At 68.7% G+C, this 22,053-nt stretch carries 19 protein-coding genes and 1 pseudogene; 13 read left to right on the forward strand and 7 right to left on the reverse strand.

What is annotated here, in order from left to right:
• The first annotated feature begins 506 nt into the window (after nt 1-506).
• Complete coding sequence (locus tag GQ57_RS25560; RefSeq protein ID WP_034199386.1) at nt 507-1,829, forward strand: TIGR00366 family protein; 1,323 nt, start codon at nt 507-509, stop codon at nt 1,827-1,829.
• A 53-nt stretch (nt 1,830-1,882) separates the two neighbouring features.
• Here the strand turns inward: GQ57_RS25560 and GQ57_RS25565 are convergent.
• The 3 genes and pseudogenes from GQ57_RS25565 to GQ57_RS25575 all read right to left on the reverse strand — a co-directional run.
• Nucleotides 1,883-2,521, reverse strand: a pseudogene (locus GQ57_RS25565) (MFS transporter); the annotation flags it as partial.
• Nucleotides 2,522-2,830: 309 nt separating this feature from the next.
• Nucleotides 2,831-4,249, reverse strand: a complete 1,419-nt coding sequence (locus GQ57_RS25570) for a cytochrome-c peroxidase (protein WP_031397407.1) — start codon at nt 4,247-4,249, stop codon at nt 2,831-2,833.
• Nucleotides 4,250-4,342: 93 nt separating this feature from the next.
• Nucleotides 4,343-6,022 carry a phospholipase C gene (locus tag GQ57_RS25575; RefSeq protein WP_031397408.1) on the reverse strand — a complete coding sequence of 560 codons (1,680 nt, stop codon included), beginning with the start codon at nt 6,020-6,022 and terminating at the stop codon, nt 4,343-4,345.
• Between the two features lie 348 nt (nt 6,023-6,370).
• Between GQ57_RS25575 and GQ57_RS25580 the strand changes: the two genes are divergently transcribed.
• A complete protein-coding gene (locus GQ57_RS25580; RefSeq protein ID WP_081896770.1) occupies nt 6,371-7,282 on the forward strand; it encodes an EamA family transporter in 912 nt (303 codons plus the stop codon).
• 33 nt (nt 7,283-7,315) lie between these two features.
• Here GQ57_RS25580 and GQ57_RS25585 read toward each other — a convergent pair whose 3' ends face one another.
• Complete coding sequence (locus GQ57_RS25585) at nt 7,316-7,789, reverse strand: Lrp/AsnC family transcriptional regulator (RefSeq protein ID WP_031397410.1); 474 nt, start codon at nt 7,787-7,789, stop codon at nt 7,316-7,318.
• Between the two features lie 317 nt (nt 7,790-8,106).
• On the opposite strand from GQ57_RS25585, the gene GQ57_RS25590 reads away from it, so the two are divergent.
• The 6 genes from GQ57_RS25590 (at nt 8,107) to GQ57_RS25615 (ending at nt 12,489) form a co-directional block, all read left to right on the forward strand.
• Nucleotides 8,107-9,492 carry an amino acid permease gene (locus GQ57_RS25590; protein ID WP_031397411.1) on the forward strand — a complete coding sequence of 462 codons (1,386 nt, stop codon included), beginning with the start codon at nt 8,107-8,109 and terminating at the stop codon, nt 9,490-9,492.
• Between the two features lie 45 nt (nt 9,493-9,537).
• Nucleotides 9,538-10,740, forward strand: coding sequence for an amino acid aminotransferase (locus tag GQ57_RS25595; RefSeq protein WP_031397412.1), 1,203 nt, complete (start codon nt 9,538-9,540; stop codon nt 10,738-10,740).
• 161 nt (nt 10,741-10,901) lie between these two features.
• A complete protein-coding gene (locus GQ57_RS25600; protein ID WP_031397413.1) occupies nt 10,902-11,300 on the forward strand; it encodes a DUF488 domain-containing protein in 399 nt (132 codons plus the stop codon).
• Between the two features lie 136 nt (nt 11,301-11,436).
• Entirely contained in the window at nt 11,437-11,727 is a 291-nt protein-coding gene (locus GQ57_RS25605; protein ID WP_031397414.1) for a DUF1488 domain-containing protein, read from the forward strand.
• Between the two features lie 16 nt (nt 11,728-11,743).
• The gene (locus GQ57_RS25610) at nt 11,744-11,983 is read left to right on the forward strand and encodes a hypothetical protein (protein ID WP_006479066.1); all 240 of its coding nucleotides are present in this window, start codon (nt 11,744-11,746) and stop codon (nt 11,981-11,983) included.
• A gap of 155 nt (nt 11,984-12,138) precedes the next feature.
• Nucleotides 12,139-12,489, forward strand: coding sequence for a hypothetical protein (locus GQ57_RS25615; protein WP_031397415.1), 351 nt, complete (start codon nt 12,139-12,141; stop codon nt 12,487-12,489).
• 41 nt (nt 12,490-12,530) lie between these two features.
• Here the strand turns inward: GQ57_RS25615 and GQ57_RS25620 are convergent, their stop codons facing one another.
• The 3 genes from GQ57_RS25620 to lhpI form a co-directional block, all read right to left on the reverse strand.
• Nucleotides 12,531-13,328 (reverse strand): helix-turn-helix domain-containing protein, encoded by a 798-nt coding sequence (locus GQ57_RS25620; RefSeq protein ID WP_034199388.1) that lies wholly within the window; start codon nt 13,326-13,328, stop codon nt 12,531-12,533.
• A 16-nt stretch (nt 13,329-13,344) separates the two neighbouring features.
• Nucleotides 13,345-13,749 carry a response regulator transcription factor gene (locus tag GQ57_RS25625; RefSeq protein ID WP_034199389.1) on the reverse strand — a complete coding sequence of 135 codons (405 nt, stop codon included), beginning with the start codon at nt 13,747-13,749 and terminating at the stop codon, nt 13,345-13,347.
• Between the two features lie 168 nt (nt 13,750-13,917).
• On the reverse strand, nt 13,918-14,853 hold the full coding sequence (lhpI, locus tag GQ57_RS25630; RefSeq protein ID WP_034199421.1) for a bifunctional Delta(1)-pyrroline-2-carboxylate/Delta(1)-piperideine-2-carboxylate reductase: 936 nt from the start codon (nt 14,851-14,853) through the stop codon (nt 13,918-13,920).
• Nucleotides 14,854-15,116: 263 nt separating this feature from the next.
• Between lhpI and GQ57_RS25635 the strand changes: the two genes are divergently transcribed.
• The 5 genes from GQ57_RS25635 (at nt 15,117) to GQ57_RS25655 (ending at nt 21,875) form a co-directional block, all read left to right on the forward strand.
• Nucleotides 15,117-15,854 (forward strand): FadR/GntR family transcriptional regulator, encoded by a 738-nt coding sequence (locus GQ57_RS25635; protein ID WP_034199390.1) that lies wholly within the window; start codon nt 15,117-15,119, stop codon nt 15,852-15,854.
• A 121-nt stretch (nt 15,855-15,975) separates the two neighbouring features.
• Nucleotides 15,976-17,097, forward strand: coding sequence for a branched-chain amino acid ABC transporter substrate-binding protein (locus GQ57_RS25640; protein ID WP_031397420.1), 1,122 nt, complete (start codon nt 15,976-15,978; stop codon nt 17,095-17,097).
• Between the two features lie 67 nt (nt 17,098-17,164).
• Nucleotides 17,165-18,172 (forward strand): trans-3-hydroxy-L-proline dehydratase, encoded by a 1,008-nt coding sequence (gene lhpH, locus GQ57_RS25645; RefSeq protein WP_031397421.1) that lies wholly within the window; start codon nt 17,165-17,167, stop codon nt 18,170-18,172.
• Between the two features lie 171 nt (nt 18,173-18,343).
• Nucleotides 18,344-20,923: a penicillin-binding protein 1A gene (locus GQ57_RS25650; protein ID WP_034199391.1), complete on the forward strand. Its 2,580-nt coding sequence runs from the start codon at nt 18,344-18,346 to the stop codon at nt 20,921-20,923.
• A gap of 79 nt (nt 20,924-21,002) precedes the next feature.
• A complete protein-coding gene (locus tag GQ57_RS25655) occupies nt 21,003-21,875 on the forward strand; it encodes a PilZ domain-containing protein (RefSeq protein ID WP_031397423.1) in 873 nt (290 codons plus the stop codon).
• The last annotated feature ends 178 nt before the right edge of the window (nt 21,876-22,053 follow it).

Below are 22,053 nucleotides of genomic sequence, written 5' to 3' on the forward strand. Positions count from 1 at the left end.
GGGCGGGAGAAGGCGGCGCAGGCGGCGGGGGAGCGGGCGGTGGCGACGCGTTGATGCGCCGCAGGCTGCCCGGAGGCAAATGACCTTCGCGGTGCCGGACGCGCAATGCCCGGAGCAGGTTGGGTACGCCCGGCAACAGAGATATCGCCGATTGACTGCCCGCCGGTGAAGCTCGGCACTGGTTCGTTCCTTGCGGCGGTCGTCGGGTCGCCATTCAGCAATACGGCGCGCGAAACGCCGGGCGCCGACGCCCGGCTTGATGCAAGCGGCGACGGAACGCGGGCGCCGGGCGGCATGACAAGCATCGTGCGCTGACCGGGCGAGGTGGCGAACCGACGCAACGCGTGCCCGCGTACATCCCCGTTTCCCGATCTGCACGACCGCGCGATCGCGGCTCCACGTCGACCAAAGCGCGTTCTCCGGTTCTGTGCAAGAATCCGCGCGACCCGCGTCTCAACCAACAACGACACGCGCGGGCGTCCCTGTCAGGAAACGAGGAGCACACCTTGATTCAACGAATTTCCCGCTTTTTCACGCAGGTGGTCCACCGCGTGCTGCCCGACCCGTTGATTTTCGCAATCCTGCTGACGATCGTCACGTTTGCGCTCGCGTTCGGCCTCACACCGAATACGCCGGTGCAACTCACGACGATGTGGGGTTCGGGCTTCTGGAACCTGCTCGCGTTCTCGATGCAGATGGTGATGATCCTCGTCACCGGCCACGCGCTCGCCAGCTCGCCGCCCGTCAAGCGCATGCTCGTCGCGCTGGCAAGCACCGCGCGCACGCCGGGCCAGGGCGTGATGCTCGTCGCGTTCGTCGGCGCGCTCGCGTGCGCGATCAACTGGGGCTTCGGCCTCGTGCTCGGTGCGATGCTCGCACGCGAGGTGGCGCGCCGCGTGGCCGGCAGCGACTACCGGCTACTCGTCGCGTCCGCGTACATGGGCTTCCTGAGCTGGCACGGCGGGCTGTCGGGTTCGGTCCCGCTCGTCGCGGCCACGAAGGGCAACCCGATGGAGAAGACCATCGGGCTGATTCCCGTGTCGCACACGATCTTCACCGGCTACAACGCGTTCATCACGATCGGGCTGATCGTGATGCTGCCGTTTCTCGCGCGGATGATGATGCCGAAGCCCGGCGACGTCGTCAGCGTCGATCCGGCGCTGCTCGCCGAGCCGCCGAGCGTCGAGCGCACGCTCGGGCCCGACGCGACGTTCGCGGAGCGGCTCGAGGAGAGCCGCGCGCTGTCGGTCCTCGTGGCGGCGCTGTGCACGGCGTTCCTCGTGCTGAAGTTCGTGCAGAAGGGTTTCGCGCTCGACATCGACACGGTGAACCTCGCGTTCCTCGCGGCCGGCATCCTGCTGCACCGCACGCCGATGGCGTATGCGCGCGCGGTGGCCGGCGCGGCGCGCGGCGCGTCGGGGATCATGATCCAGTTCCCGTTCTACGCGGGCATCCAGGCGCTGATGGATCACTCGGGGCTCGCGGGCGTGATCACGAAGTGGTTCGTCGATATCGCGAACGTACATACCTTCCCGCTGCTCGCGTTCCTGAGCTCGGCCGTGATCAATTTCGCGGTGCCGTCGGGCGGCGGTCACTGGGTCGTGCAGGGGCCGTTCGTGATGCCGGCCGCGCAGGCGCTCGGCGCCGATCTCGGCAAGGCCGCGATGGCGATCGCGTACGGCGAGGCGTGGACCAACATGGCGCAGCCGTTCTGGGCGCTGCCCGCGCTCGCGATCGCCGGGCTCGGCGTGCGCGACATCATGGGGTACTGCGTGACGACGCTGCTGTTCTCGGGTGTCGTGTTCGTCGCGGGGATGTATCTGTTCTGATGAAGCGGGGCGCGATGCAGGCGGGCAAGACGCCCGCATCGCGCCGGCGCGAATTACGCCGGTTGTGAATCGTGCGACCGCACGCCGACCTGCTCGTGCCCGTGACGCAAAGCGAGACTCGCGAACGCCGCGACGACCAGCGCGGCCGCGAGCAGCGCCAACCCGTTCTTCGCGTTGCCGGTCGTCGGTCCGAGCGCACCGACGACGGTCGGCCCGACGAAGCCGCCGAGCAACCCGCACGTATTCACGAGCCCGAGCCCGCCGGCCAGCGCGTTGCCGGCGAGCCGCGACGCAGGAAACGTGAACGCGATCGATTGCACGACAAAGAACATCGACGCGGCCACGCATACGCATACGCATACGCAGGCGAGGCCGGCGACCGGCGACGCATGCGCGGCGCCCGCCATCCCCGCCGCCATCACGATCAGCCCCGCGCACGGCATCCGGCGCGAATGATGCGACTCGCGCGCGAAGCGTGGCAGCGTCGCGACGCCGAGCGCGGCGGCGAGCCACGGCAGCGCGGTCAGCAAGCCGACCGCGAACGGAGACACGCGGCCCGACGCGCCGATGATGCCCGGCAGGAAGAAGATCACGGTGTAGATCGTCAGCTGGTGGCAGAAGTACACGAAGATCGCGAGCCAGATCTGCGGATCGCGCAGCGCGGCGCCGAATGCACGGCCGCCGTGCGCGGTGACACCCTCATCCTGTTCGGCGCCGAGCAGCAGGCGCATCACGTAGAACGACGTCTCGCCGCTGACGAACGCCAGTCCGTGTCGCACCCGAACCGGACTTGTCGGAGCGAGACTTCGCGGAAGCCGCAGTAGCGATCGATCGCCGTTGCGCACGGTCTCCCGCCTCGCGAACACTACTCGAGCGTCCGGATCAAGCATGAAGGCCGTATCGGAGCGGCTCCATGCGGAGCTGCCAATGGCGCCTGCCTTCCAGTGCATCCGTGCGCGCCGCTGACCAACACGGCGCGCACCGCAACGATAGCCCGCCCCTCAGTGCGCAGGCTCGTCGTTCAGCGTGCCGAGAAACGCTTCGATATCCTTGATATCCTGCGCCGTCATCGCGGGCGTGTCGCCCTGCTTGCGATCGAACGGCGCATCGGTCACGTCGACGTTCGCGCGATACTTCGGCGGAATATCGTCGTACTCGTCAACCTTGCCGTCCGCGCCGCGCGAATAGAACTTCTGCGGCGAGATGCTGCGCTCGTTGTAGAACGCCATCACCTGGTCGAGCGTGTGGAACACGCCGTTGTGGAAGAACACGTGGCGCGTCGCCGAGTTGCGCAGCGTCGGCGTCAGGAACATCGCGCAATACTGCGTCTGGTCCTTCAGGTCGTCGCGGAACGGCCCGCACACGCCGAGATCGTAGAACGCCGGGTTGTGGTTCTGCGCCAGCGCCCGGTTGCGCGGCGCGCCGAGCGCCTCGTACTGGTAGTCGGTAAACATCGGCGGCAGCCCGTCCTTGCCGGGCTTCGACAGGTGGCAGCCCGCGCAATTCGCCTTGTCCGGATCGTTGAACAGGCGAAGCCCGCGCAGTTCGGCCCGCGACAGACGCGCACGGCCTTCGAGCCAGCGGTCGTACTTGCTGTTGTACGGGTGGAACGACGGGTCCTCGACCTGATACCGCGCGATCGCGAACATCGCCTCCGACACCGCGAGCTGCGGGCTGTCGAACACGCGCGCGCCGAACAGCTGCTCGAGCTGCGCGCGGTGCGACGACTGCGCGAGCTTGCGCGCGACGTCGTCGATGCTCGTGTTCGCCATCTCGACCGGATTCAGCAGCGGGCCGAACGCCTGCTGCTGCAGCGTGTCGGCGCGGCCGTCCCAGAACATCCCGCCCTGCGGCACGAGTTGCGGCGCGGCCGACGTGCCGGCCACCTTCTGCGCCTTGACGACGCCGGCCGCCGACGCGGCCTGCTGCGCAACGGTCGGCGCGGCATCGTTTTCCCCGGCGTCGGGGCCGATGCTGAAGTTCGGCTGGCGGTACAGGTACATCAGCGACGGCGGCGGGCGATATCCCTGCTGCGTCATCGCGAGGCCGCCGGGCTGCACGTCGAGCCCGTTCGGCGGGCCGTACGCGTGATCGGGGCTGTGGCACGACGCGCACGACTGCTTGCCCGACGCGGACAGCGACGGATCGACGAACAGCGCGCGTCCGAGCTGCGCGACCGCCGACAGCGGCTGCGCGGCGGGCCGCTGCAGCACGACCGGATGCGGGTTCGCGCCCGTCCAGTCGGCGACGACGGTGCCGATCGCCGCGGGCACCTGCGCGGGGAACGCGATCGCGAACGCGCCGTAGCCGAGCACGGCGGCGCCGAGCACGCACGCCGCGCGGCGCAGCGGGCGGGAAGGGGCGCGCGGCGCGGGCGTGCCGGAGGTGTCGGGAGACGGAAACGCAGGGCGAGCTGTCATGCTGTCGGTCGGAAATCGGGGCCGCACGAAACGGCGCGTTAAACGGAAACGGCCGGCGCGTGATGCGCCGGCCATGCGGTCATGAAGTACCGGTCAGATCGACGGCGCGGCGCTCAATGCGGTGCCGAGCGTCGGGTCGAGATACAGCGGCGTCGTGTTCGGCTTCGACGTGAAGTCGAACAGCGCGCGCAGGTCGCCCGCCGTCGCATCGAACGAACCGCCGCCGATGCGCTGGCCGCCGAGCCAGTTGTCCTCGATGAAGCGCACCACGGACGACTGGTCGATCATCGTGTGGTCGACGTAGTTCTGCTTCGCATACGGCGAGATCACCATCAGCGGAATGCGCACGCCCGGGCCGCAGCGGCCGTTCACGGTCGAGCCGCTCACGCCGGTGGTGCCGCCCGTGCCGCACTTGCCGTTGCCGCTCACCTGGTCGACCGGATCGGACGAGCCGCGCGTCGGCGGCGTATACACGTGGTCGTACCAGCCGTCCGAGTCGTCATAGGTGACGATCACGGCCGTGTTCTGCCAGTCCGGCTGCTGCTGCAGGAAGTTCACGACCTTCGTCACGAACGCCTGCTCGTCGAGCGGATCCGAATAGCCCGCGTGCCCGTCCTGCGCGGCCGGGGCCTTCAGGTAGCTGACCGACGGGAAGTTGCCGGCCTTCACGGCGGCGAAGAAGTCGTCCGTGTCGTACTGGTGGTTCGCGGGCTCGGCGGTCTTGCCGTCGGTCTGCAGGCTCGAGCCGATCGCAGCGACCGAGCTCGGGCGCGTGTGCTGCGGGTTCGACGTCGACGCGTAGTACTGGAACCAGTTGTGGTGCGGGATGTAGTCGGACGTCGCGGCGTTCACGGCGGTGGCGACCGTGCTGCGGGAGCAGCCCGTCGTGCCGTTGCCGTTCGTCGTCGACAGGTTGAAGCCGCCCATGAAGCCGCCCCACGTGATCTTCGCGCCGTTCAGCAGGTCGCCGATGTTCTTGCCGGACATCATCGCCTGGTCGGTCGTGCTCGAGCACACGTCGTAGCCCGGGTCGACGTCGTTGATCATCGTGTAGCCGCTCTGGCCGTCATTGATGTAGTACGAGCTCTTCGCGAGCGTCGACGGCTGCGCGGACGTCTTGACGATCTGCATCCCGTTGGTCTGGCCCGACACGACGTTCAGCGCGCCCGGCGTCGACGGGCCGTACGACGTCGTGTACATGTTGTCGCTCATCGCGAAGCGCTGCGCGTAGTTCCACAGGGCGGTCACGGTGTTGCCGTCGAAGTAGCCCATCACCTGGCCCTTCGTGCCGAACGCGCCGGCGCCGCCGGACGAGCCCTTGCCGGTGTATTTCGGGAACAGGTCGGCGCCGCCGAGATCTTCTGCCTGCTGCTCGGCCGTGTACGCGTGGTTCTGGTCGGCGGTCGCGGCCTGCGTGCGGTCGAGGCGGAACGGGTTCGCCGCGTCGGTGCCGTTGGCCGTGTTCGTGAAGTTCGGGTTCGCGGTGAGCAGCGTGCCCGTCAGGCCGTTCGGCGTCGGCGTGCCGGCCTTCGCGGTGAAGGCCGGTTCGCCCGACGGGTTCGTCGCGTTCGGGTAGGTGCCGAAGTAGTGGTCGAACGAGATGTTTTCGCCATAGATCACGACGACGTGCTTGATCGGCGTGGTGGTCTGCAGCGCATCCTGCGACGACACGACGGGTGCCGCCGGCGTCGAGGTGGGATCGCTGCCGCCGCAGGCGAACAGTGCCAGCGCCGCGGCAGCGCAGGCGGTGACAAGCAAGGCTTGACGGAACATCGGGAAACTCCGGTTAAGGTCTTCGATGGTGGGGAGCGGCCCCGTCGCCGTGTGGGTTCGGCGCGGAGCTCGCGAGAGAGCAGGCGCATTGAAACAGTTCCATATGAAGATATGGGGACGGAGTGATTTCGCATCGATTGCGCTCCGGTATCGATTTCATTACGGGGTAATACGGCGCGAAAGAGAACGGAAAGGGACGGACCGGATGCCCCGTCCGTGACACATTTCGCGGCCTGCCGGGGTAGCGGCGCGGATCCCGCGCGGGGCGGGCGAAGGCGCGCGGTCGCCCGGTTCGTGCGGGGTGTCGCGCGCCGCTGCTTTTTGACAATCGGATGACATATTCATACGATGAGCGCCTTCCGGCGACGAGGTCACGTTGCCGACCGTCAGGGAGCTTTCAGCGTGCCGATTCCCGTTTTGTTTGCCGTTCTGTGCGCGGCGTTCCTGCACGCGTCATGGAACGCGCTCGTACGCAGCAGCGGCGACCGGCTGCGATCGGCCACCGTGCTGCAGATCGCGATCGGCCTGTTCGCGCTGCTGTTCCTGCCGGCAGCCCCGCCGATCGCGCCCGCGAGCTGGCTCTGCGTGGTCGCGTCGGCCGTGCTCCACGTCGTCTATACGCTGCTGCTCGTGCGCGCGTACGAGCACGGCGACCTGACCGTCGCGTATCCGGTCGCGCGCGGCACCGCGCCGCTGCTCGTCACGCTCGGCGCGGCCGCGTTCGCGGGCGAGCACCTGAATGCCGGCGCGCAATGCGGGCTCGTGCTGATTTGCGCGGGCATCCTGGCGATCGGCCTGGAACGCGGGCGCGGCGCGGGGCACCGGATGGCGCAGGTGCTGCCGACCGCGTTCGCGACCGGCGTGTCGATCGCGGCGTACAGCGTGGTCGATGGGATCGGCGTGCGGGAAAGCGGCAGCACGGTGGGCTATACCGCGTGGATGTTCGTGCTGACCGCCGCGATGATGGCCGCGTACTACCGGCTGCGCGCGGGGCCGCTGCGGCTGACGCGGGACGTCGGCGAAACGGCGAAGGCGGCATGTGGCGGCGTATTCGCGGCGCTCGCGTACGGCATCGTGATCTGGGCGATGGATCGCGCGCCGATGGGGCCGGTGTCGGCGCTGCGCGAGACGAGCGTGGTGTTCGCGGCGCTGATCGCGCGCGTGTATCTCGGCGAACGGCTGACGCCGCGCCGGGCGGCCGGTTGCGTGGTGATCGCCGCGGGGGCGCTGCTGATCAGCGCGTTCGAAGCGGTGCGGTGAACCTGCCTCGGGCCGGGCGGGCGGCCCGCCGCATCATCCTTCCACCGGCATCGCGCTCGTGCATTTGATTTCGTCGAGACAGACGCTCGAATGCACGCCGCTCACGCCCGGAATCCGCATCAGCGTCTCGAGCAGGAACCGCGACAACCCCTTCAGATCGTGCGCGACGACCTTCAGCACGTAGTCGATGTCGCCCGTCACCGAAAAACACTCCTGGATCTGCGCGAGATCGGACACCAGTTTCTGGAACTTCGACAGGTCGCGGATATGCCCGCGCTCCATCGTCACGTGCACGAACGCGGTGACGCCGAAGCCGAGCGTGTCGGGGCAGAGGCGGGTTTCGTAGCGGCGGATCGCGCCGATTTCCTCGAGCCGCCGGTGGCGGCGCAGCGTCTGCGCGGGCGACAGGCCGACGGCCTTCGCCAGATCGAGGTTCGACGCACGGCCGTTCTCCTGCAGGATCGAAAGCAAGTGCCGGTCGATGCGGTCGAGAACCAGGTCAGGCATTTTTGTTTCCTCGTTTGTCTCCTGGATGCAATCTTATCTCATAATGTAGGGTTTGCATGAACGGGTTACGAAACCCGATTTCGCCGTCGCGACGCTAAACTGACGCCGGATTTTCGTGCGCGATCACAGCAATGCGGGCGCGGCGACGGTCGGCGGCCGGTCTGGCGGGCACGCCGACGCGAATCGGGCGCCGCCACACGAAGATTGCAGTCCCCAACCCGGCGGCTCCACGAACGGCCCCGGCACAGCAAAACAGCGCCCGGCACACCGAGGCGCGCCGCACCGCTTCAGGCGGAGGCGGACAAAGTGGAGAAGACATGGTTTCTGGAAACGAGAGCGACGGCCTGAAGCGCGGGCTGAAGAACCGGCACATCCAGCTGATTGCGCTCGGCGGCGCGCTCGGCACGGGGCTGTTCCTCGGCATCGCGCAGACGATCAAGATGGCGGGCCCGTCCGTGCTGCTCGGCTATGCGGTAGCCGGCATCGTTGCGTTCTTCATCATGCGCCAGCTCGGCGAGATGGTGGTCGACGAGCCCGTCGCGGGCTCGTTCAGCTACTTCGCCAACAAGTATTTCGGCCATTTCACGGGCTTCCTGTCCGGCTGGAACTACTGGGTGCTGTACATCCTCGTCAGCATGGCCGAGCTGTCGGCCGTCGGGATCTACGTGCAGTACTGGTGGCCGGGCGTGCCGACCTGGGTCTCGGCGCTGGTGTTCTTCGTCGTCATCAACCTGATCAACCTGACCAGCGTGAAGTCGTACGGCGAGACGGAATTCTGGTTCTCGATCATCAAGGTCGCGGCGATCGTCGGCATGATCGGCTTCGGCGGCTGGCTGCTCGCGAGCGGCCACGCGGGGCCGGAAGCCTCCGTGCGCAACCTGTGGCAGCACGGCGGGTTCTTCCCGAACGGCGTGTCGGGCCTCGTGATGTCGATGGCCGCGATCATGTTCTCGTTCGGCGGGCTCGAGCTCGTCGGCATCACGGCGGCCGAGGCGGACGATCCGAAGCGCAGCATCCCGCGCGCGACCAACCAGGTCATCTACCGCATCCTGATTTTCTACATCGGCGCGCTCGCCGTGCTGCTGTCGCTGTATCCGTGGGAAAAGGTCGTCAGCGGCGGCAGCCCGTTCGTGCTGATCTTCCATGCGCTGAGCAGCAACCTGGTCGCGAACGTGTTGAACGTGGTCGTGCTGACGGCCGCGCTGTCGGTCTACAACAGCGGCGTGTACTGCAACAGCCGGATGCTGTTCGGCCTCGCGCAGCAGGGCAACGCGCCGAAGGTGCTGTGCTCGGTGAACAAGCGCGGCATTCCGCTCGCCGCCCTCGGCGCATCGGCGCTCGCGACCGGCCTGTGCGTGCTGGTGAACTACTTCATGCCGGGCAAGGCGTTCGAGGTGCTCATGGGCCTCGTCGTGTCGGCGCTGATCATCAACTGGGCGATGATCAGCCTGATCCACCTGAAGTTCCGCGCGGCGAAGCGCGCGGCCGGGGAGGAGACTTCCTTCCGCAGTCTGGGCTATCCTTTCACGAATTACCTGTGCCTGGCATTCATGGCCGGCATTCTCGTCGTGATGTACCTGACGCCGGATCTGCGCCTGTCGGTGTACCTGATCCCGGTTTGGCTCGCGGTGCTCGCGATCGGGTATCGCTTCCGTCAGAAGAATGCAGGCTATGCGATGCACGACCGCGCGTCCGCACGCTGACCCAGGGCACGACCGATCATTCTTCCAAACGAGACCGACATAGCCATGTTCGAACACATCGACGCGTACCCGGGCGATCCGATCCTGACGCTCAACGAGAACTTCCAGAAGGATCCGCGCGACCAGAAGGTCAACCTGAGCATCGGCATCTACTTCGACGCCGAAGGCCGGATTCCGGTGATGGGCGCCGTACGCGAGGCCGAAACCGCGCTGCAGCGCGAGAGCGGCGCGAAGCCATACCTGCCGATGGTCGGCCTGGCCGCGTATCGCGACGCGGTGCAGGCGCTCGTGTTCGGCGCGGATCATCCGGCGCGCGCGGCCGGCCGCATCGCCACCCTGCAGACGCTCGGCGGCTCGGGCGCGCTGAAGGTCGGCGCCGATTTCCTGAAGCGCTACTTCCCGGACGCGCAGGTCTGGCTCAGCGATCCGAGCTGGGAAAACCACCGCTTCATCTTCGAGCGCGCCGGCTTCACGGTGAACACGTATCCGTACTACGACGCAGCGACGGGCGGCTTGAAGTTCGACGCGATGCTCGCGGCGATCGACGCGCTGCCGGCGCGCAGCATCGTGCTGCTGCATGCGTGCTGCCATAACCCGACCGGCGTCGACCTCGACGAAGGCCAGTGGGAGAAGCTGATCGACGTGATCGAGGCGCGCGGGCTGCTGCCGTTCGTCGACATGGCGTACCAGGGCTTCGGCGCGGGCCTCGACGCGGACGCGTTCGCGGTGCGCGAGCTGGCCCGCCGCGGCGTGCCGGCGCTGGTCGCGAACTCGTTCTCGAAGAACTTCTCGCTGTACGGCGAGCGCGTGGGCGGCCTGAGCGTCGTCTGCGAGGATGCGGCCGCGGCCGACCGCGTGCTCGGCCAGCTGGCCGGCGCCGTGCGCTCGAACTACAGCAACCCGCAAACCTACGGCGCGAAGGTCGTGGCGGCCGTGCTCGGCACGCCCGCGCTGCGCAAGCAGTGGGAAGAGGAACTGTCGGCGATGTGTCGCCGCATTGCGCGGATGCGCCAGTCGATCCACGACGGCTTGCGCGACCACGTCAGCGGCGAAGCGCTCACGCGCTACGTGAAGCAGCGCGGGATGTTCACGTACACGGGCCTGACCGAATCCCAGGTCGACGCGCTGCGCGAAGTGCACGGGGTGTATATCCTGCGCTCGGGCCGGATGTGCGTGGCGGGCCTGAACGACTCGAACGTCGCCATCGTTGCGGACGCGATCGGCAAGGTGCTGAAGAGCGGGGTCTGAGCGTCGCACGCCCGGGCGCGCCACGTGGCGTGACGAACCGGCTGTCGCCCTTCGGGGTGGCAGCCGGTTTTTCATTGCGCGGCCGCTGTGTACGCCATCCGGCAGACACGGGGGCGGGCGCGGCGGTAGGATCACGGAATCGCACGACGGAAAGGAGCGGCATGGGTATCCGGATCATCCAGCTCGGCACGCCGCGCGCGGCCGGCGAGGGCCTGCGGATCGGGACGGTGCGGCGGCCGCCGCGCGGCGTGCCGAAGGCGGAATTCGCGTCGCGCAACTACTATGATGTATGGTTGCCGACGCTGTCTCCGAGCCCCGAGCTCGTCGCCCGGGCGCATGCCGCCGGGAGCGACGCCGAATGGCGCGCGTTCAAGCGCAGCTTCCGCGCGGAGATGGCGCACGGCGATGCGGCGAAGGTGCTGGACCTGCTGGCGGCGCTGTCGGCGACCACCGCGTTCTCGATCGGCTGCTACTGCGACGACGAGCGCCATTGCCACCGCAGCGTGCTGCGCGAGCTGCTCGCGGAGCGCGGCGCGGCGATCGAGCCCGGCGCGGACTGACGCCGGGCGACGCGCGTCGCCCGGCCGCGACGGCCCGTTGCCGCGCGGCCGTCATGCAGTGCAGCGAACCGGTTGACGTGGGTCAAGCGTGCGGGCGCGCGCACCACTATGCTCTCGTCATGGAGGCATCACGATGATCACGGGCGGACAGATGCAGATCGCCTTCCCGCCGGATCCGGCCGAATATTGCGCACGCGATCTGGTCGTGGCGTTTTCGGCGCTGGTCGACGGGCGTTGCGTACAGTGCGCGGTCACGGCCGAGGCGCTGGAGGATCATTTCGGTGCGCGGTCGCTGCTCGAGCGCGATCTGCTGAGTGCGTTCGATGCGCACCGGCCGGCGATCGAGACGATGGCGCGCCGGATGCTCGAGGAAATCGGCGGCCGGCCGGTGCTGCTGCACAGCGGCCACTTCCGGCTCGAAGACTGATATCGCAGGAGGGGGCATGACACTGCAGGGCAACATTCACGAACGCGACTGGTCCGTCGAGGTGGAGACGCGCCCGTGCGAATCGGGCGAGTTCCGCTGCCGCGTGTCGGTCGAGCACGGCGCCGGCGCCGCGCGCTTTCATCACACGTTCGAGCACAGCCATGCGTATCCGACCGAGCGCGAAGCGATGATCGAAGGGCTGCGGGCGGGCATGACGTGGATCGAGATGAAGGCGTCGCAGACCTTCAACGTATGAACGGTCCCGCGCCTGCGAAGGCGCGGGTGAACGACCGGCCGGGCAGGGATCGAAGCATCCGCGCCGCGCCGGGGGAAACACGTGCCGCCGCATTCCGGTGCGGCGGGCGCAGGCAAGGCGGTCGACGAGCGGGCGGCCCCGTCAGGAGACACGACATGGGCGTGGGCATGCAGATCGCCTGCCTCGGATTCGCGGGTTCCGCCGCGGTCGAAGCCGAAGCCGGCGCGCAGCTGGTGCGGCTCGAACGGTTTCGCGCGCTGATCGGCGGTTGCCACCTCGCGATCGAATTGCGTGCCGCTGCCGATGGCGCACGGCTGTACGACGTGCGGCTCGACCTCGTGATGCACGATGCGGCGCTCGTGCCGCTGCCGCCGTGCGTCGGCGGCGAGGTGGATGATGCGCTGCACCGCGCGTTCGCGCAGGCCGAACGGGCGCTGATCGCGTGGCAGGCGGGCAGTGCAAGGGTGGCGTTGCGCGACGCGGCGGCCGGCGGCGCGGTGCGGTGATGCAACGCGGGCCTGGCCCCCGGGCGGTGGCGTGGCGCGCGTCAGACCCGCGCGAGCGCTTGCGAATCGATGATGCGCACGCGCTTGCCGCGCGTTTCGACCAGTGCGTCGCGATGGAACCGCGAGAACATCCGGCTGACGGTTTCGAGCTTCATCCCGAGATAGCAGCCGATCTCTTCGCGGGTCATCCGCAGGTTGAACTCCGTCGCCGAATAGCCGCGCGCCTCGAAGCGCGACGACAGGTTCAGCAGGAAATGCGCGACGCGCTGTTCGGCCGACATCGTGCCCAGCAACAGCATCTGGCTCGATTCGCGGACGATCTCGCTGCTCAGCATCTGGTAGAGGAAATGCTGCATCGGCTTGATCTCTCGGCAGGCCGCCTCGAGCGCGCCGAACGGGATGATGCACACGACGCTGTCCTCGAGCGCGATCGCATCGCAGCAGTGCTGGCCGCTGCCGATGCCGTCCATCCCGAGCGTCTCGCCGGCGATCTGGAAGCCCGTCACGTGCTCGCGTCCGTCGCGATGCATCATCACCGTCTTGAACGAACCCGCGCGCACCGCGTAGATACTCTGGAACGGATCGTCGATGCGGAACAGCGCGTCGCCCTGGCGCACCTGCCGGGTCGAGCAGATGATCGCGTCGAGGCGGCTGTATTCGGCGGCCGTCAGGTGCGGCGGCAGGCACATCGAGCGCATTGCGCAGATCGAGCAGCGCGCGGCGGGGTGTTTGGCGGCGTCGGCGCGCGTGACCGCGCGAAGCGGAATCGTCGGCCGGGGCACGGCAGGTACGGCAGGTACAGCGGGTACGGTGGCGGCGCAGGCGGTGGCTGTGGACATGAGTCACTCCGGCTCGTCAGGGTTGGTGCGCGTGAGCGTGCACCAGGGATTCGATGACATGGCATGCGGCGTCGAATTCGACGGTCTTGTCGAAGAAGTAGTCGGCTCCGGCCGTCGCGCATGCCTCCCTGAATGCCGGCGCCGAGTGGTTCGTCAGTACGATCGTGACGATGCGCGGCGCCGCCTTCGACAGCGTCCCGATCAGGTCGAGGCCGCTGCCGTCCGCGAGCCGCAGGTCGACGATCACCACGTCCGCGTGGCTGCTGCGGATATGTACCCACGCTTCCTGGCCGTCTTCCGCTTCGCCCACGACGACGACGCCGCGAATCGCGCTGACGAGCAGCGCGATCCGGCGCCGGACGGTGACGGCGTGATCGACGAGAAACACCCTGAGCGCGGCGGGTGACAGGCTGGCATTCATGGCGGCAGTATCGTGTTGCGTCGCCAAAAATGAAATCGGCCGAATTGGAACTTCGTGTAGGCCGCGGCGACGCGTTGTAGGGGAATTCCTACAACGCGTCCGGGAAACCGCCGGCGCGGCCCTGGCGGGCCGATGCCGCGTGCGTGGCCGGAGGGCGGCGGGGCCGGATCAGCCGGCCCGGCGCGCGGCCAGCGCGTCGCGCGCGGCGCGGCACGCGGCCAGATCCCATGCGGCGCAGCCGACGCTCTTGAACAGCAGCGGCCCGCCCGCGGCGAACGTGCCGTCCAGCACGTCGGCGAGCGACGCCACCTGCCGCCAGTCCACCTGCGCGACGATCAGGTCGCCGGCCTCGTGGCGCGCGCCGGCGAGATCGTCGACCACCAGCCGGCTGCCGCGCACCGTGTGCGCGTCGATTTCCGCCGCGTCCGCGGTGAACGCGCCGACGCCGACCACCAGCCGGCCCTCGCGCGCGGCTTCGCGATAGACGGGAGTGCGGCTCGTCGTCAGCGTGACGACCACGTCGATCGCGTCGGGAATCGCGTCCCCCTCGAGCGGCGTGAGCCGCGGCGCATGCGCGCGGTGCGCGGCGCAGAACGCGGCGGCGCTGTCGGCGCGGTTGCCGCGCACGTGAAGGCGCGCATCGGGAAAGATCGCGGCCAGCGCTTCCGCGTGATTGGCCGCCTGCTTGCCGGTGCCGATCAGCAGGATGTCGCGCGGCGCGGCGCCCTGCAGCGCCTGGATGCCGAGCGCGGTGACGGCCGCCGTGCGGCGGCCGGTGACGGTCGGGCCGTCGAGCGCGAAGCGCAGCTCGCCGGTGGTCGCGTCGTACGCGCTCACCTGGCCGACGATCGTCGGCAGCCCGCGCGCGCCGTTGCCCGGACACACGTTCACGAGCTTGTGGGTCGCGAGGTCGCGTGCGCTCGACGGCATCGACAGCATCACGCCGCCGGCCTGCAGCGGCACGACCAGGCGTTCGGGGCTGACGATCTCGCCGGCCGCATAGTCGGCGACGGCCTGCCTGAGCGCGGCGAGCAGCGCCGGGTAATCCAGCAGCGCGGCCGTGTCGGCCGCATCGAAAACGGGAATCGGGGAAGGAGCGGTCATCGTGTACGTCGCATGCATCGGTGAGCGTGGACGACGGGCGCATGCCGCGCCCGCCACGGGGCTGCCGGATACCGTGACACAGGGCAGTGTGGATCGAATCTATACCAGCTGCTGGTGCGCCTGCAAGCCGGAAAATAAAGCGCGCCGCCGATTTTGGTTCTAATATCTGTCCAGAAGGGGCGCCGTAGCCTCGATGCCGGCCCGCTCCGGTATAGTGCGAACCCATTCCCGATTCACGCCCGCGACCGGGCAGGAGCCACACGATGATGTCCGCGCGTCCCGACTCACTCGAAGGCGGTTTCAGGCCGCTGCAGATCTACGAGCAGGTGGCCGAGAAGATCCGCGACGAGATTCGCGCCGGGCGCTACGCGGCCGAGTCGCGGCTGCCGTCCGAGCGCGAGCTCGCGGGGCTGTTCCAGGTCGGCCGGCCGGCCGTGCGCGAGGCGCTGGGCGCGTTGCAGAACGAAGGGCTCGTGTTCACGAAGCGCAATTCGGGGACTTACGTCGTGGCATCGCCGCTCGACGTGCTCGCGCAGCGCGGCGACACGCGCGCCGAGTCCGAAGCCGACTTCAGCCCGACGTCGACGCTCGACGTGCGGCTGATCCTCGAACCCGCGATCGCGCGCCTGGCGGCCGCGCATGGCTGCGCCGACCCCGGCGCCGAACGCTATCTGGCGCAGATGGAGACCATCACCGACGTCGACGATCCGCATCAGCGCGCGCTGTGGAACGAGAGCGACCGGCTGTTCCACCGGCAGCTCGCGCTGATGACCGGCGACGCGCTGATCGTGAAGATCGCGGACGAGGTCGCGAAGACGATGGACCAGCCGCTGTGGAAGCGCCTGAAGGACGACGGCATCTACGACGCGGGCCGGATCCGGCTGTACGTGTCGGAACACCGGCTGATCTACGAGGCGATCGTGTCCGGCGACGCCGATGCGGCGGCGTTCTACGTCGAGCAGCACATCCGCCGCGTGCGGCGCGACATCACGCCCCGGTGACGGCGTCGGCGTCGTTCTGGTCTGAAAAATGACCAGAACGGCAGAATTTATTTTGATATTGCTTGCGCGGTGACCACGCGTGTCCTACATTGGTTTCACACAAAACCAGTCAGGAGACATCATGCGACACCTCGTTACCGTGCTCTCGGTGGCCGTCGCCGCCGGCGCGCTGACTTCCGCGCATGCGCAGGAAGTCGTGATGATCGGTCATTCGGCGCCGCTCACCGGCCCGCAGGCCGCGAACGGCAAGGACAATGAAAACGGCGCGCGCCTCGCCGTGGACGAGCTCAACAAGGCCGGCGTGAAGGTCGCCGGCAAGACCGTCACGTTCAAACTGGTTTCCGAAGACGACCAGGCCGACCCGAAAGCCGGCGTGCAGGTCGCGCAGAACCTGGTCGACAAGGGCGTCGTCGCGGTGCTCGGGCCGTACAACTCGGGCGTCGCGATTCCCGCGTCGCGCGTGTATTCGAATGCCGGCGTGCCGATCCTGCCGGTCGCGTCGAACCCGGCGCTGACGAAACAGGGTTTCAGGAACATCTTCCGGATCGGCGCGAGCGACGAGCAGCTCGGCGGCACGATGGCCACCTTCGCCGCGAAAACGCTGAACGCGAAGACCGCCGCCGTGATCGACGATCGCACCGCATACGGGCAGGGTGTCGCCGAACAGTTCATGAACGTCGCGAAGGCGAACGGGATCAGGATCGTCGACCAGGAATACACGAATTCGTCGGCCACCGATTTCCTCGGCATTCTCACCAAGATCAAGGCCGGCAACCCCGACGTGATCTTCTTCGGCGGCTATGCGGCGCAGGGCGCGCCGATGGCCAAGCAGATGAAGCAGCGCGGGCTGCGCGCGAAGCTGCTCGGCGGCGACGGCATCTGTTCGGCCGACATGGGCAAGGTCGCGGGCGATGCGGCGTCGATCGTCTACTGCGCGCAGGGCGGCGTCGCGCTCGAAAAGACGGCGGCCGGCCGCGAATTCCTGAAGAAATACCACGACACGTATCACACCGATACGCAGGTCTACGGCGTCAACTACTACGACGGCATGAAGCTGCTCGCCGACGCGATGGTCAAGGCCGGCACGACCACCGACAAGGCGAAGCTGGCCGCCCAGCTCGCGAAGTCGGATTACGCGGGCGTCGCGGGCACCTATTCGTTCGACGCGAACGGCGACCTGAAGGGCGCGCCGACGACCGTCTACGTGATCCGCAACGGCCTGCCCGAGCCGTACGCGAAGTAACGTCCCGCCGCCCGTCACCGGACGGCGGCCCGGCCGCCGTCCTTCGCTTCAACGCATCCGATTCGTCATGAAAATTTCCCGATCCCTTTCCACCGTCGAAGTCCATACGGGCGGCGAAGCGTTCCGCATCGTCACGAGCGGGCTGCCGCGCCTGCCCGGCGATACGATCGTCCAGCGCCGCGCGTGGCTCAAGGAGAACGCCGACGAGATTCGCCGCGCGCTGATGTTCGAACCGCGCGGCCACGCCGACATGTACGGCGGCTACCTGACCGAGCCCGTGTCGCCGACGGCCGATTTCGGCGTGATCTTCGTGCACAACGAAGGCTACAGCGACCATTGCGGGCACGGCGTGATCGCGCTGTCGACCGCGGCGGTCGAACTCGGCTGGGTGCAGCGCACGGTACCCGAGACGCGGGTCGGCATCGATGCGCCGTGCGGCTTCATCGAGGCCTTCGTCCGGTGGGACGGCGAGCACGCGGGGCCGGTGCGGTTCGTCAACGTGCCGTCGTTCATCTGGCGGCGCGACGTGTCGGTCGAGACGCCGTCGTTCGGCACCGTGACCGGCGATATCGCGTACGGCGGCGCGTTCTACTTCTATGTCGACGGCGCGCCGTTCGACCTGCCGGTGCGTGAGGCGGCGGTGGAAAGGCTGATCCGTTTCGGCGCGGAGGTGAAGGCCGCCGCGAACGCGAAGTATCCGGTCGTGCATCCGGAGATTCCGGAAATCAACCATATCTACGGCACGATCATCGCGAATGCGCCGCGCCATCCGGGCTCGACCCAAGCGAACTGCTGCGTGTTCGCCGATCGCGAGGTCGACCGCTCGCCGACGGGTTCCGGCACCGGCGGCCGCGTCGCGCAGCTCCATCAGCGCGGGTTGCTCGCGGCCGGCGATACGCTCGTCAACGAATCGATCGTCGGCACGGTCTTCAAGGGCCGCGTGCTGCGCGAGACGATGGTCGGCGACATCCCGGCCGTGATCCCGGAAGTGGAGGGCAGCGCGCATATCTGCGGGTTCGCGAACTGGATCGTCGACGAGCGCGATCCGCTGACCTACGGTTTTCTCGTGCGCTGAGCCCCGGCGCCGTCAGGCCGCCCTCGCGCGGCTTACCGTTGTCGTACCAGGTTTGGCGCGTCGTTCCCGTTGCGGGGCACGCGCCTTTTTTGCGTGCGAGCCGCCGCGCGGCCGCCCGGTGTCGCCGGCGCGGTGCCGCAGCGGGCCGGCAGGCCGCGCGAGTTTGGTACGATGCACCCTTTTCAGCCGAGCTCCACCCGCGTGAATCGCCGAAACGTGTCGTCAGTGCGTGACTTCTGTGCCAGATGGGTCGCGCGCGCCCAACCCGTCGCGGCCGCCGCCGTCGCGAGGGTCAAGCCTCTCGCCGCCGCCGCGTGGCGCCATCTCCGTCATCCGACGCGCCGCGGCGTGCTGCTCGCCGCCGCCGCCGTGCCGGCGCTGTTCGCGGTGTACGTCGTCGTGCTCATCCCGTTCACGCCGGGCATCGGCGACATCCGCAAGGCGCGCGTCGACCAGCCGGCGCAGGTGCTGTCCGCCGACGGCAAGCTGCTGGCCGAATTCAAGCCGTCGAATCGCGAGTGGGTGCCGCTCGGGCAGATCTCGCCGCACATGGTCGACGCGCTGATCGCCACCGAGGATCACCGTTTCTACGAACACCACGGCCTCGACTGGAAGCGCACGGCGTCGGCCGCGCTCCATACGTTTTCGGGCAGCCGCCAGGGCGGCTCGACGATCACCCAGCAGCTCGCGCGCAACCTGTATCCGGACGAGATCGGCCGCGCGCCGACGCTCACGCGCAAGGTCAAGGAGGCGATCACCGCGCTGAAGATCGAGGCCGTCTACAGCAAGGACCAGATCCTCGAGACCTACCTGAACACGGTGCCGTTCCTGTACAACGCGTACGGCGTCGAGATGGCCGCGCGCACCTATTTCGACAAGTCGGCCGACGAGCTCGACGTGCTCGACAGCGCGACGCTCGTCGGGATGCTGAAGGGCAACAGCTACTACAACCCGGTGCTGAATCCCGAGCGCGCGCTGCAGCGCCGCAACACGGTGCTCGGCCAGATGGTGAAGTACGGCAAGCTGTCGCCGGCCCAGTTCGCGCAATTGCAGCGCCGGCCGCTGCGGATCGATTTCGAGCGGCAGAAGGAGCCGCCGGGGCCGGCACCGCATTTCGCGCAGCAGTTGCGCAAATGGCTGATCGCTTGGGCCGACCGCAACGACTACAACATCTATTCGGACGGGCTGATCGTGCGCACGACGATCGACTCGCGGCTGCAGCAGATGGCGACGCAGGCGCTCACGCTGCAGGGCAATCAGCTGCAGGGCATCGCGAACGGCGCATGGAGCGGGCGCGACGGTTGCGGCACCGACAACGAGGTATTCCGCGCCTTCATGCGCGAGTCGCCCGAATACAAGGCCGCGCAGGACGCAGGCAAGGACGATGCGGCGGCGATGAAGCTGCTCGCGGCCGACCGCGGCTTCATGCGCGCGCTGTGCCGGACGAAGACCGACGTGCAGGCCGGCTTCCTCGCGATCGATCCGCGCAACGGGCAGATTCGCGCGTGGGTCGGCAGCCGCGATTTCGCCAGCGAGCCGTTCGATCACGTCGCGCAGGCGCGGCGCCAGCCGGGCTCGACGTTCAAGCCGTTCGTCTATGGCGTTGCCTTCGCGAACGGGATGAAGCCGGACGACACGTTCATCGACCAGCCGGTCGAGATCCCGCTGAAGGGCGGCGAGATCTGGCGCCCGAACGACGACGTGCCGCCGAGCGGCAAGCCGATGACGCTGCGCGACGCGCTCGCGCTGTCGCGCAACCGGATCACCGCGCAGGTGATGGACAAGGTCGGGCCGGCCGCCGTCGCGCGGCTCGCGCGCGACATGGGCGTACGCGAAAGCCCGCTCGAGCGCGTGCCGTCGCTCGCGCTCGGCACGAGCCCGGTCACGCTGAAGGAAATGGTCGCGTCGTACGCGACGATCGCGAACGGCGGGCTGTACGTCGAGCCGCAGATGGTCACGCGCATCGAGAACCGTCAGGGCGAGGTGCTCGCCGAGTACGCGCCGGCGCCGCCCGAGCGCGCGCTCGACGCGGAAACCGACAAGACGCTGCTCGGCGTGATGCGCGATGTCGTGACGCGCGGCACGGGCGGCAGCATCCGCACGCGCTTCGGCATTCGCGGCGACGTGGCCGGCAAGACCGGCACGACGCAGGACAACGCGGACGGCTGGTTCATCCTGATGCAGCCGGGGCTCGTCGCCGGCGCGTGGGTCGGTTTCGACGACGGCCGCGTGACGCTGCGCAGCGATTACTGGGGGCAGGGCGCACACAGCGCGCTGCCGATCGTCGGCGATTTCTTTCAGCGCGCGCAGCGCGCGCGGATCGTCGATACGAAGGCGAAATTCGACACCGAGCCGTCGCCCGGCTGGTTCGCGTCGCTGCGCGAGCGCGTGACGGACCTGTTCGACACCTGGTTCCCGCCCGAGTCGAAGAAGGCGCCCGCGCCGGTCAGGACGCAGCGGGTGGAACGCCAGCCCGACGGCGGCCCGGACGCGGCGTCGGCCGCCTCTGCCGCCTCGGCGCCCGAGGCGGCGTCCGACGGGGTCGTCGAGGAATGGGTGCCGGCGTCCGAGGTGGCCGCATCGGCCGCCGCGCTCGCCACAGGCGCATCGCAACCGCAGCCCGCACCGCCGCCGGCCACGGGCGGCGGCGGGGGCGGCGCAGGCGCCGGCACCGCGCCGGTCGCCCCGTCGTCCATGCCGGCGCAGCCGCCCGCGCAGGCTGCGCCGGACGCGACGGGCGGGTCGCAATAACCCACCCGTTCAGAATTCGCGCGATGCTGCCGTAATCATGTTGTCATGACAGTTCGCGCGGTCGCTCCGCGCCTTACCGATGCGGCTTCCCACCGACTACGTCGCGCTCGCGCGCGACGACCTCTCCGCCGGCGTTCCGCTCGGCTTCGATCTCTACGATGCCGACGGCGCTGCGCTGCTGCCGGCCGGCACGACGCTGCGCGACGACGCGCAGCATGCTTTCCTGTTCGACCATTTCCGGCCGGTGCGCTTGCGCGACGACGCCGAAGCCGGGGCGCACGCATCCGGTGCGATGCCGCGTGTCACGCGCATGGGGCTGTCGGCCGGCGCGGCGATCGGGATTCGCCGCCGGGTCGGCACGGCGCGTGCGCTGCAGCGCTGCCGGCTGATCGGCGTCGCCGCGTCCGGCGCGCTGTTCGTCGAACCGCAGCCGGCGGCCGGACTCGACTTCGCGCGCGGCGACGACATCGAGGCCGTGGCGATCGGCCGTGCCGCCGTGTCGCGGTTCGGCGCGACGGTCGAATCGGTGCAGACGTCGGGTGCCGCGCCGTTCATGATCCTGTCGCCGCCGGGCTTCGTCGACCGGCTGCGCACGCGCGGGGAGCCGCGCGTGCCGGTGCGGATCGCGGCCTGCTACGCGGGCGGCGCGGGCGCGACGGAAGGGATCGGGATGGTGCACGACATCAGCCTGAGCGGGCTGTCGATCGCGGCCGACCGGACGATCGCCGCGACCGGCGAGCCGTTGCGTGTGCTGTTGCCGTACGTGGCGGACGGCCGCATCGAGTCGCTGGCGCTCGACGGCACGGTGCGCGCCACGCACGCGGATCCGGCGGCGCCCGCGCTGACGCTGCATCACGCGGCATTCGGCGAGACCGGCGCCGACGCCCTGGTGCGCCTCAAGGCGCTGCTGTTCGACAGGCTGATGGCGGCGGACAGCGCTCGCGGGCGCTGACGTGCGGCGGCGGGGCGCCGGGTGCCGGATGGCGGCATTCGGTGCGCATGCGCCGATAATCATCTGACGATTCGATCGATTCGACGGCGATTGTATGTAATCCGTCAACAGTGAATTTGCGATTTAAGTATTTACCCTGATAGCCGTGCCTCCTAGACTTTCACTCATGCGCAACGAC

This window comes from Burkholderia sp. MSh2, assembly GCF_000731655.1.
Classification (GTDB): Bacteria; Pseudomonadota; Gammaproteobacteria; order Burkholderiales; family Burkholderiaceae; genus Burkholderia; species Burkholderia paludis.

What these genes read in the sequence shown, in the direction of transcription:
- GQ57_RS25655 (WP_031397423.1), top strand. Translation starts at nt 21,003, where the DNA reads ATGCGGCTTCCCACCGACTACGTCGCGCTCGCGCGCGACGACCTCTCC.
- GQ57_RS25610 (WP_006479066.1), top strand. Translation starts at nt 11,744, where the DNA reads ATGACACTGCAGGGCAACATTCACGAACGCGACTGGTCCGTCGAGGTG.
- GQ57_RS25640 (WP_031397420.1), top strand. Translation starts at nt 15,976, where the DNA reads ATGCGACACCTCGTTACCGTGCTCTCGGTGGCCGTCGCCGCCGGCGCG.
- GQ57_RS25620 (WP_034199388.1), bottom strand. Translation starts at nt 13,328, where the DNA reads ATGTCCACAGCCACCGCCTGCGCCGCCACCGTACCCGCTGTACCTGCC.
- GQ57_RS25595 (WP_031397412.1), top strand. Translation starts at nt 9,538, where the DNA reads ATGTTCGAACACATCGACGCGTACCCGGGCGATCCGATCCTGACGCTC.
- lhpH (WP_031397421.1), top strand. Translation starts at nt 17,165, where the DNA reads ATGAAAATTTCCCGATCCCTTTCCACCGTCGAAGTCCATACGGGCGGC.
- GQ57_RS25635 (WP_034199390.1), top strand. Translation starts at nt 15,117, where the DNA reads ATGATGTCCGCGCGTCCCGACTCACTCGAAGGCGGTTTCAGGCCGCTG.
- GQ57_RS25650 (WP_034199391.1), top strand. Translation starts at nt 18,344, where the DNA reads ATGCACCCTTTTCAGCCGAGCTCCACCCGCGTGAATCGCCGAAACGTG.
- GQ57_RS25585 (WP_031397410.1), bottom strand. Translation starts at nt 7,789, where the DNA reads ATGCCTGACCTGGTTCTCGACCGCATCGACCGGCACTTGCTTTCGATC.
- GQ57_RS25625 (WP_034199389.1), bottom strand. Translation starts at nt 13,749, where the DNA reads ATGAATGCCAGCCTGTCACCCGCCGCGCTCAGGGTGTTTCTCGTCGAT.
- GQ57_RS25600 (WP_031397413.1), top strand. Translation starts at nt 10,902, where the DNA reads ATGGGTATCCGGATCATCCAGCTCGGCACGCCGCGCGCGGCCGGCGAG.
- lhpI (WP_034199421.1), bottom strand. Translation starts at nt 14,853, where the DNA reads ATGACCGCTCCTTCCCCGATTCCCGTTTTCGATGCGGCCGACACGGCC.
- GQ57_RS25615 (WP_031397415.1), top strand. Translation starts at nt 12,139, where the DNA reads ATGGGCGTGGGCATGCAGATCGCCTGCCTCGGATTCGCGGGTTCCGCC.
- GQ57_RS25590 (WP_031397411.1), top strand. Translation starts at nt 8,107, where the DNA reads ATGGTTTCTGGAAACGAGAGCGACGGCCTGAAGCGCGGGCTGAAGAAC.
- GQ57_RS25575 (WP_031397408.1), bottom strand. Translation starts at nt 6,022, where the DNA reads ATGTTCCGTCAAGCCTTGCTTGTCACCGCCTGCGCTGCCGCGGCGCTG.
- GQ57_RS25570 (WP_031397407.1), bottom strand. Translation starts at nt 4,249, where the DNA reads ATGACAGCTCGCCCTGCGTTTCCGTCTCCCGACACCTCCGGCACGCCC.
- GQ57_RS25580 (WP_081896770.1), top strand. Translation starts at nt 6,371, where the DNA reads ATGAGCGCCTTCCGGCGACGAGGTCACGTTGCCGACCGTCAGGGAGCT.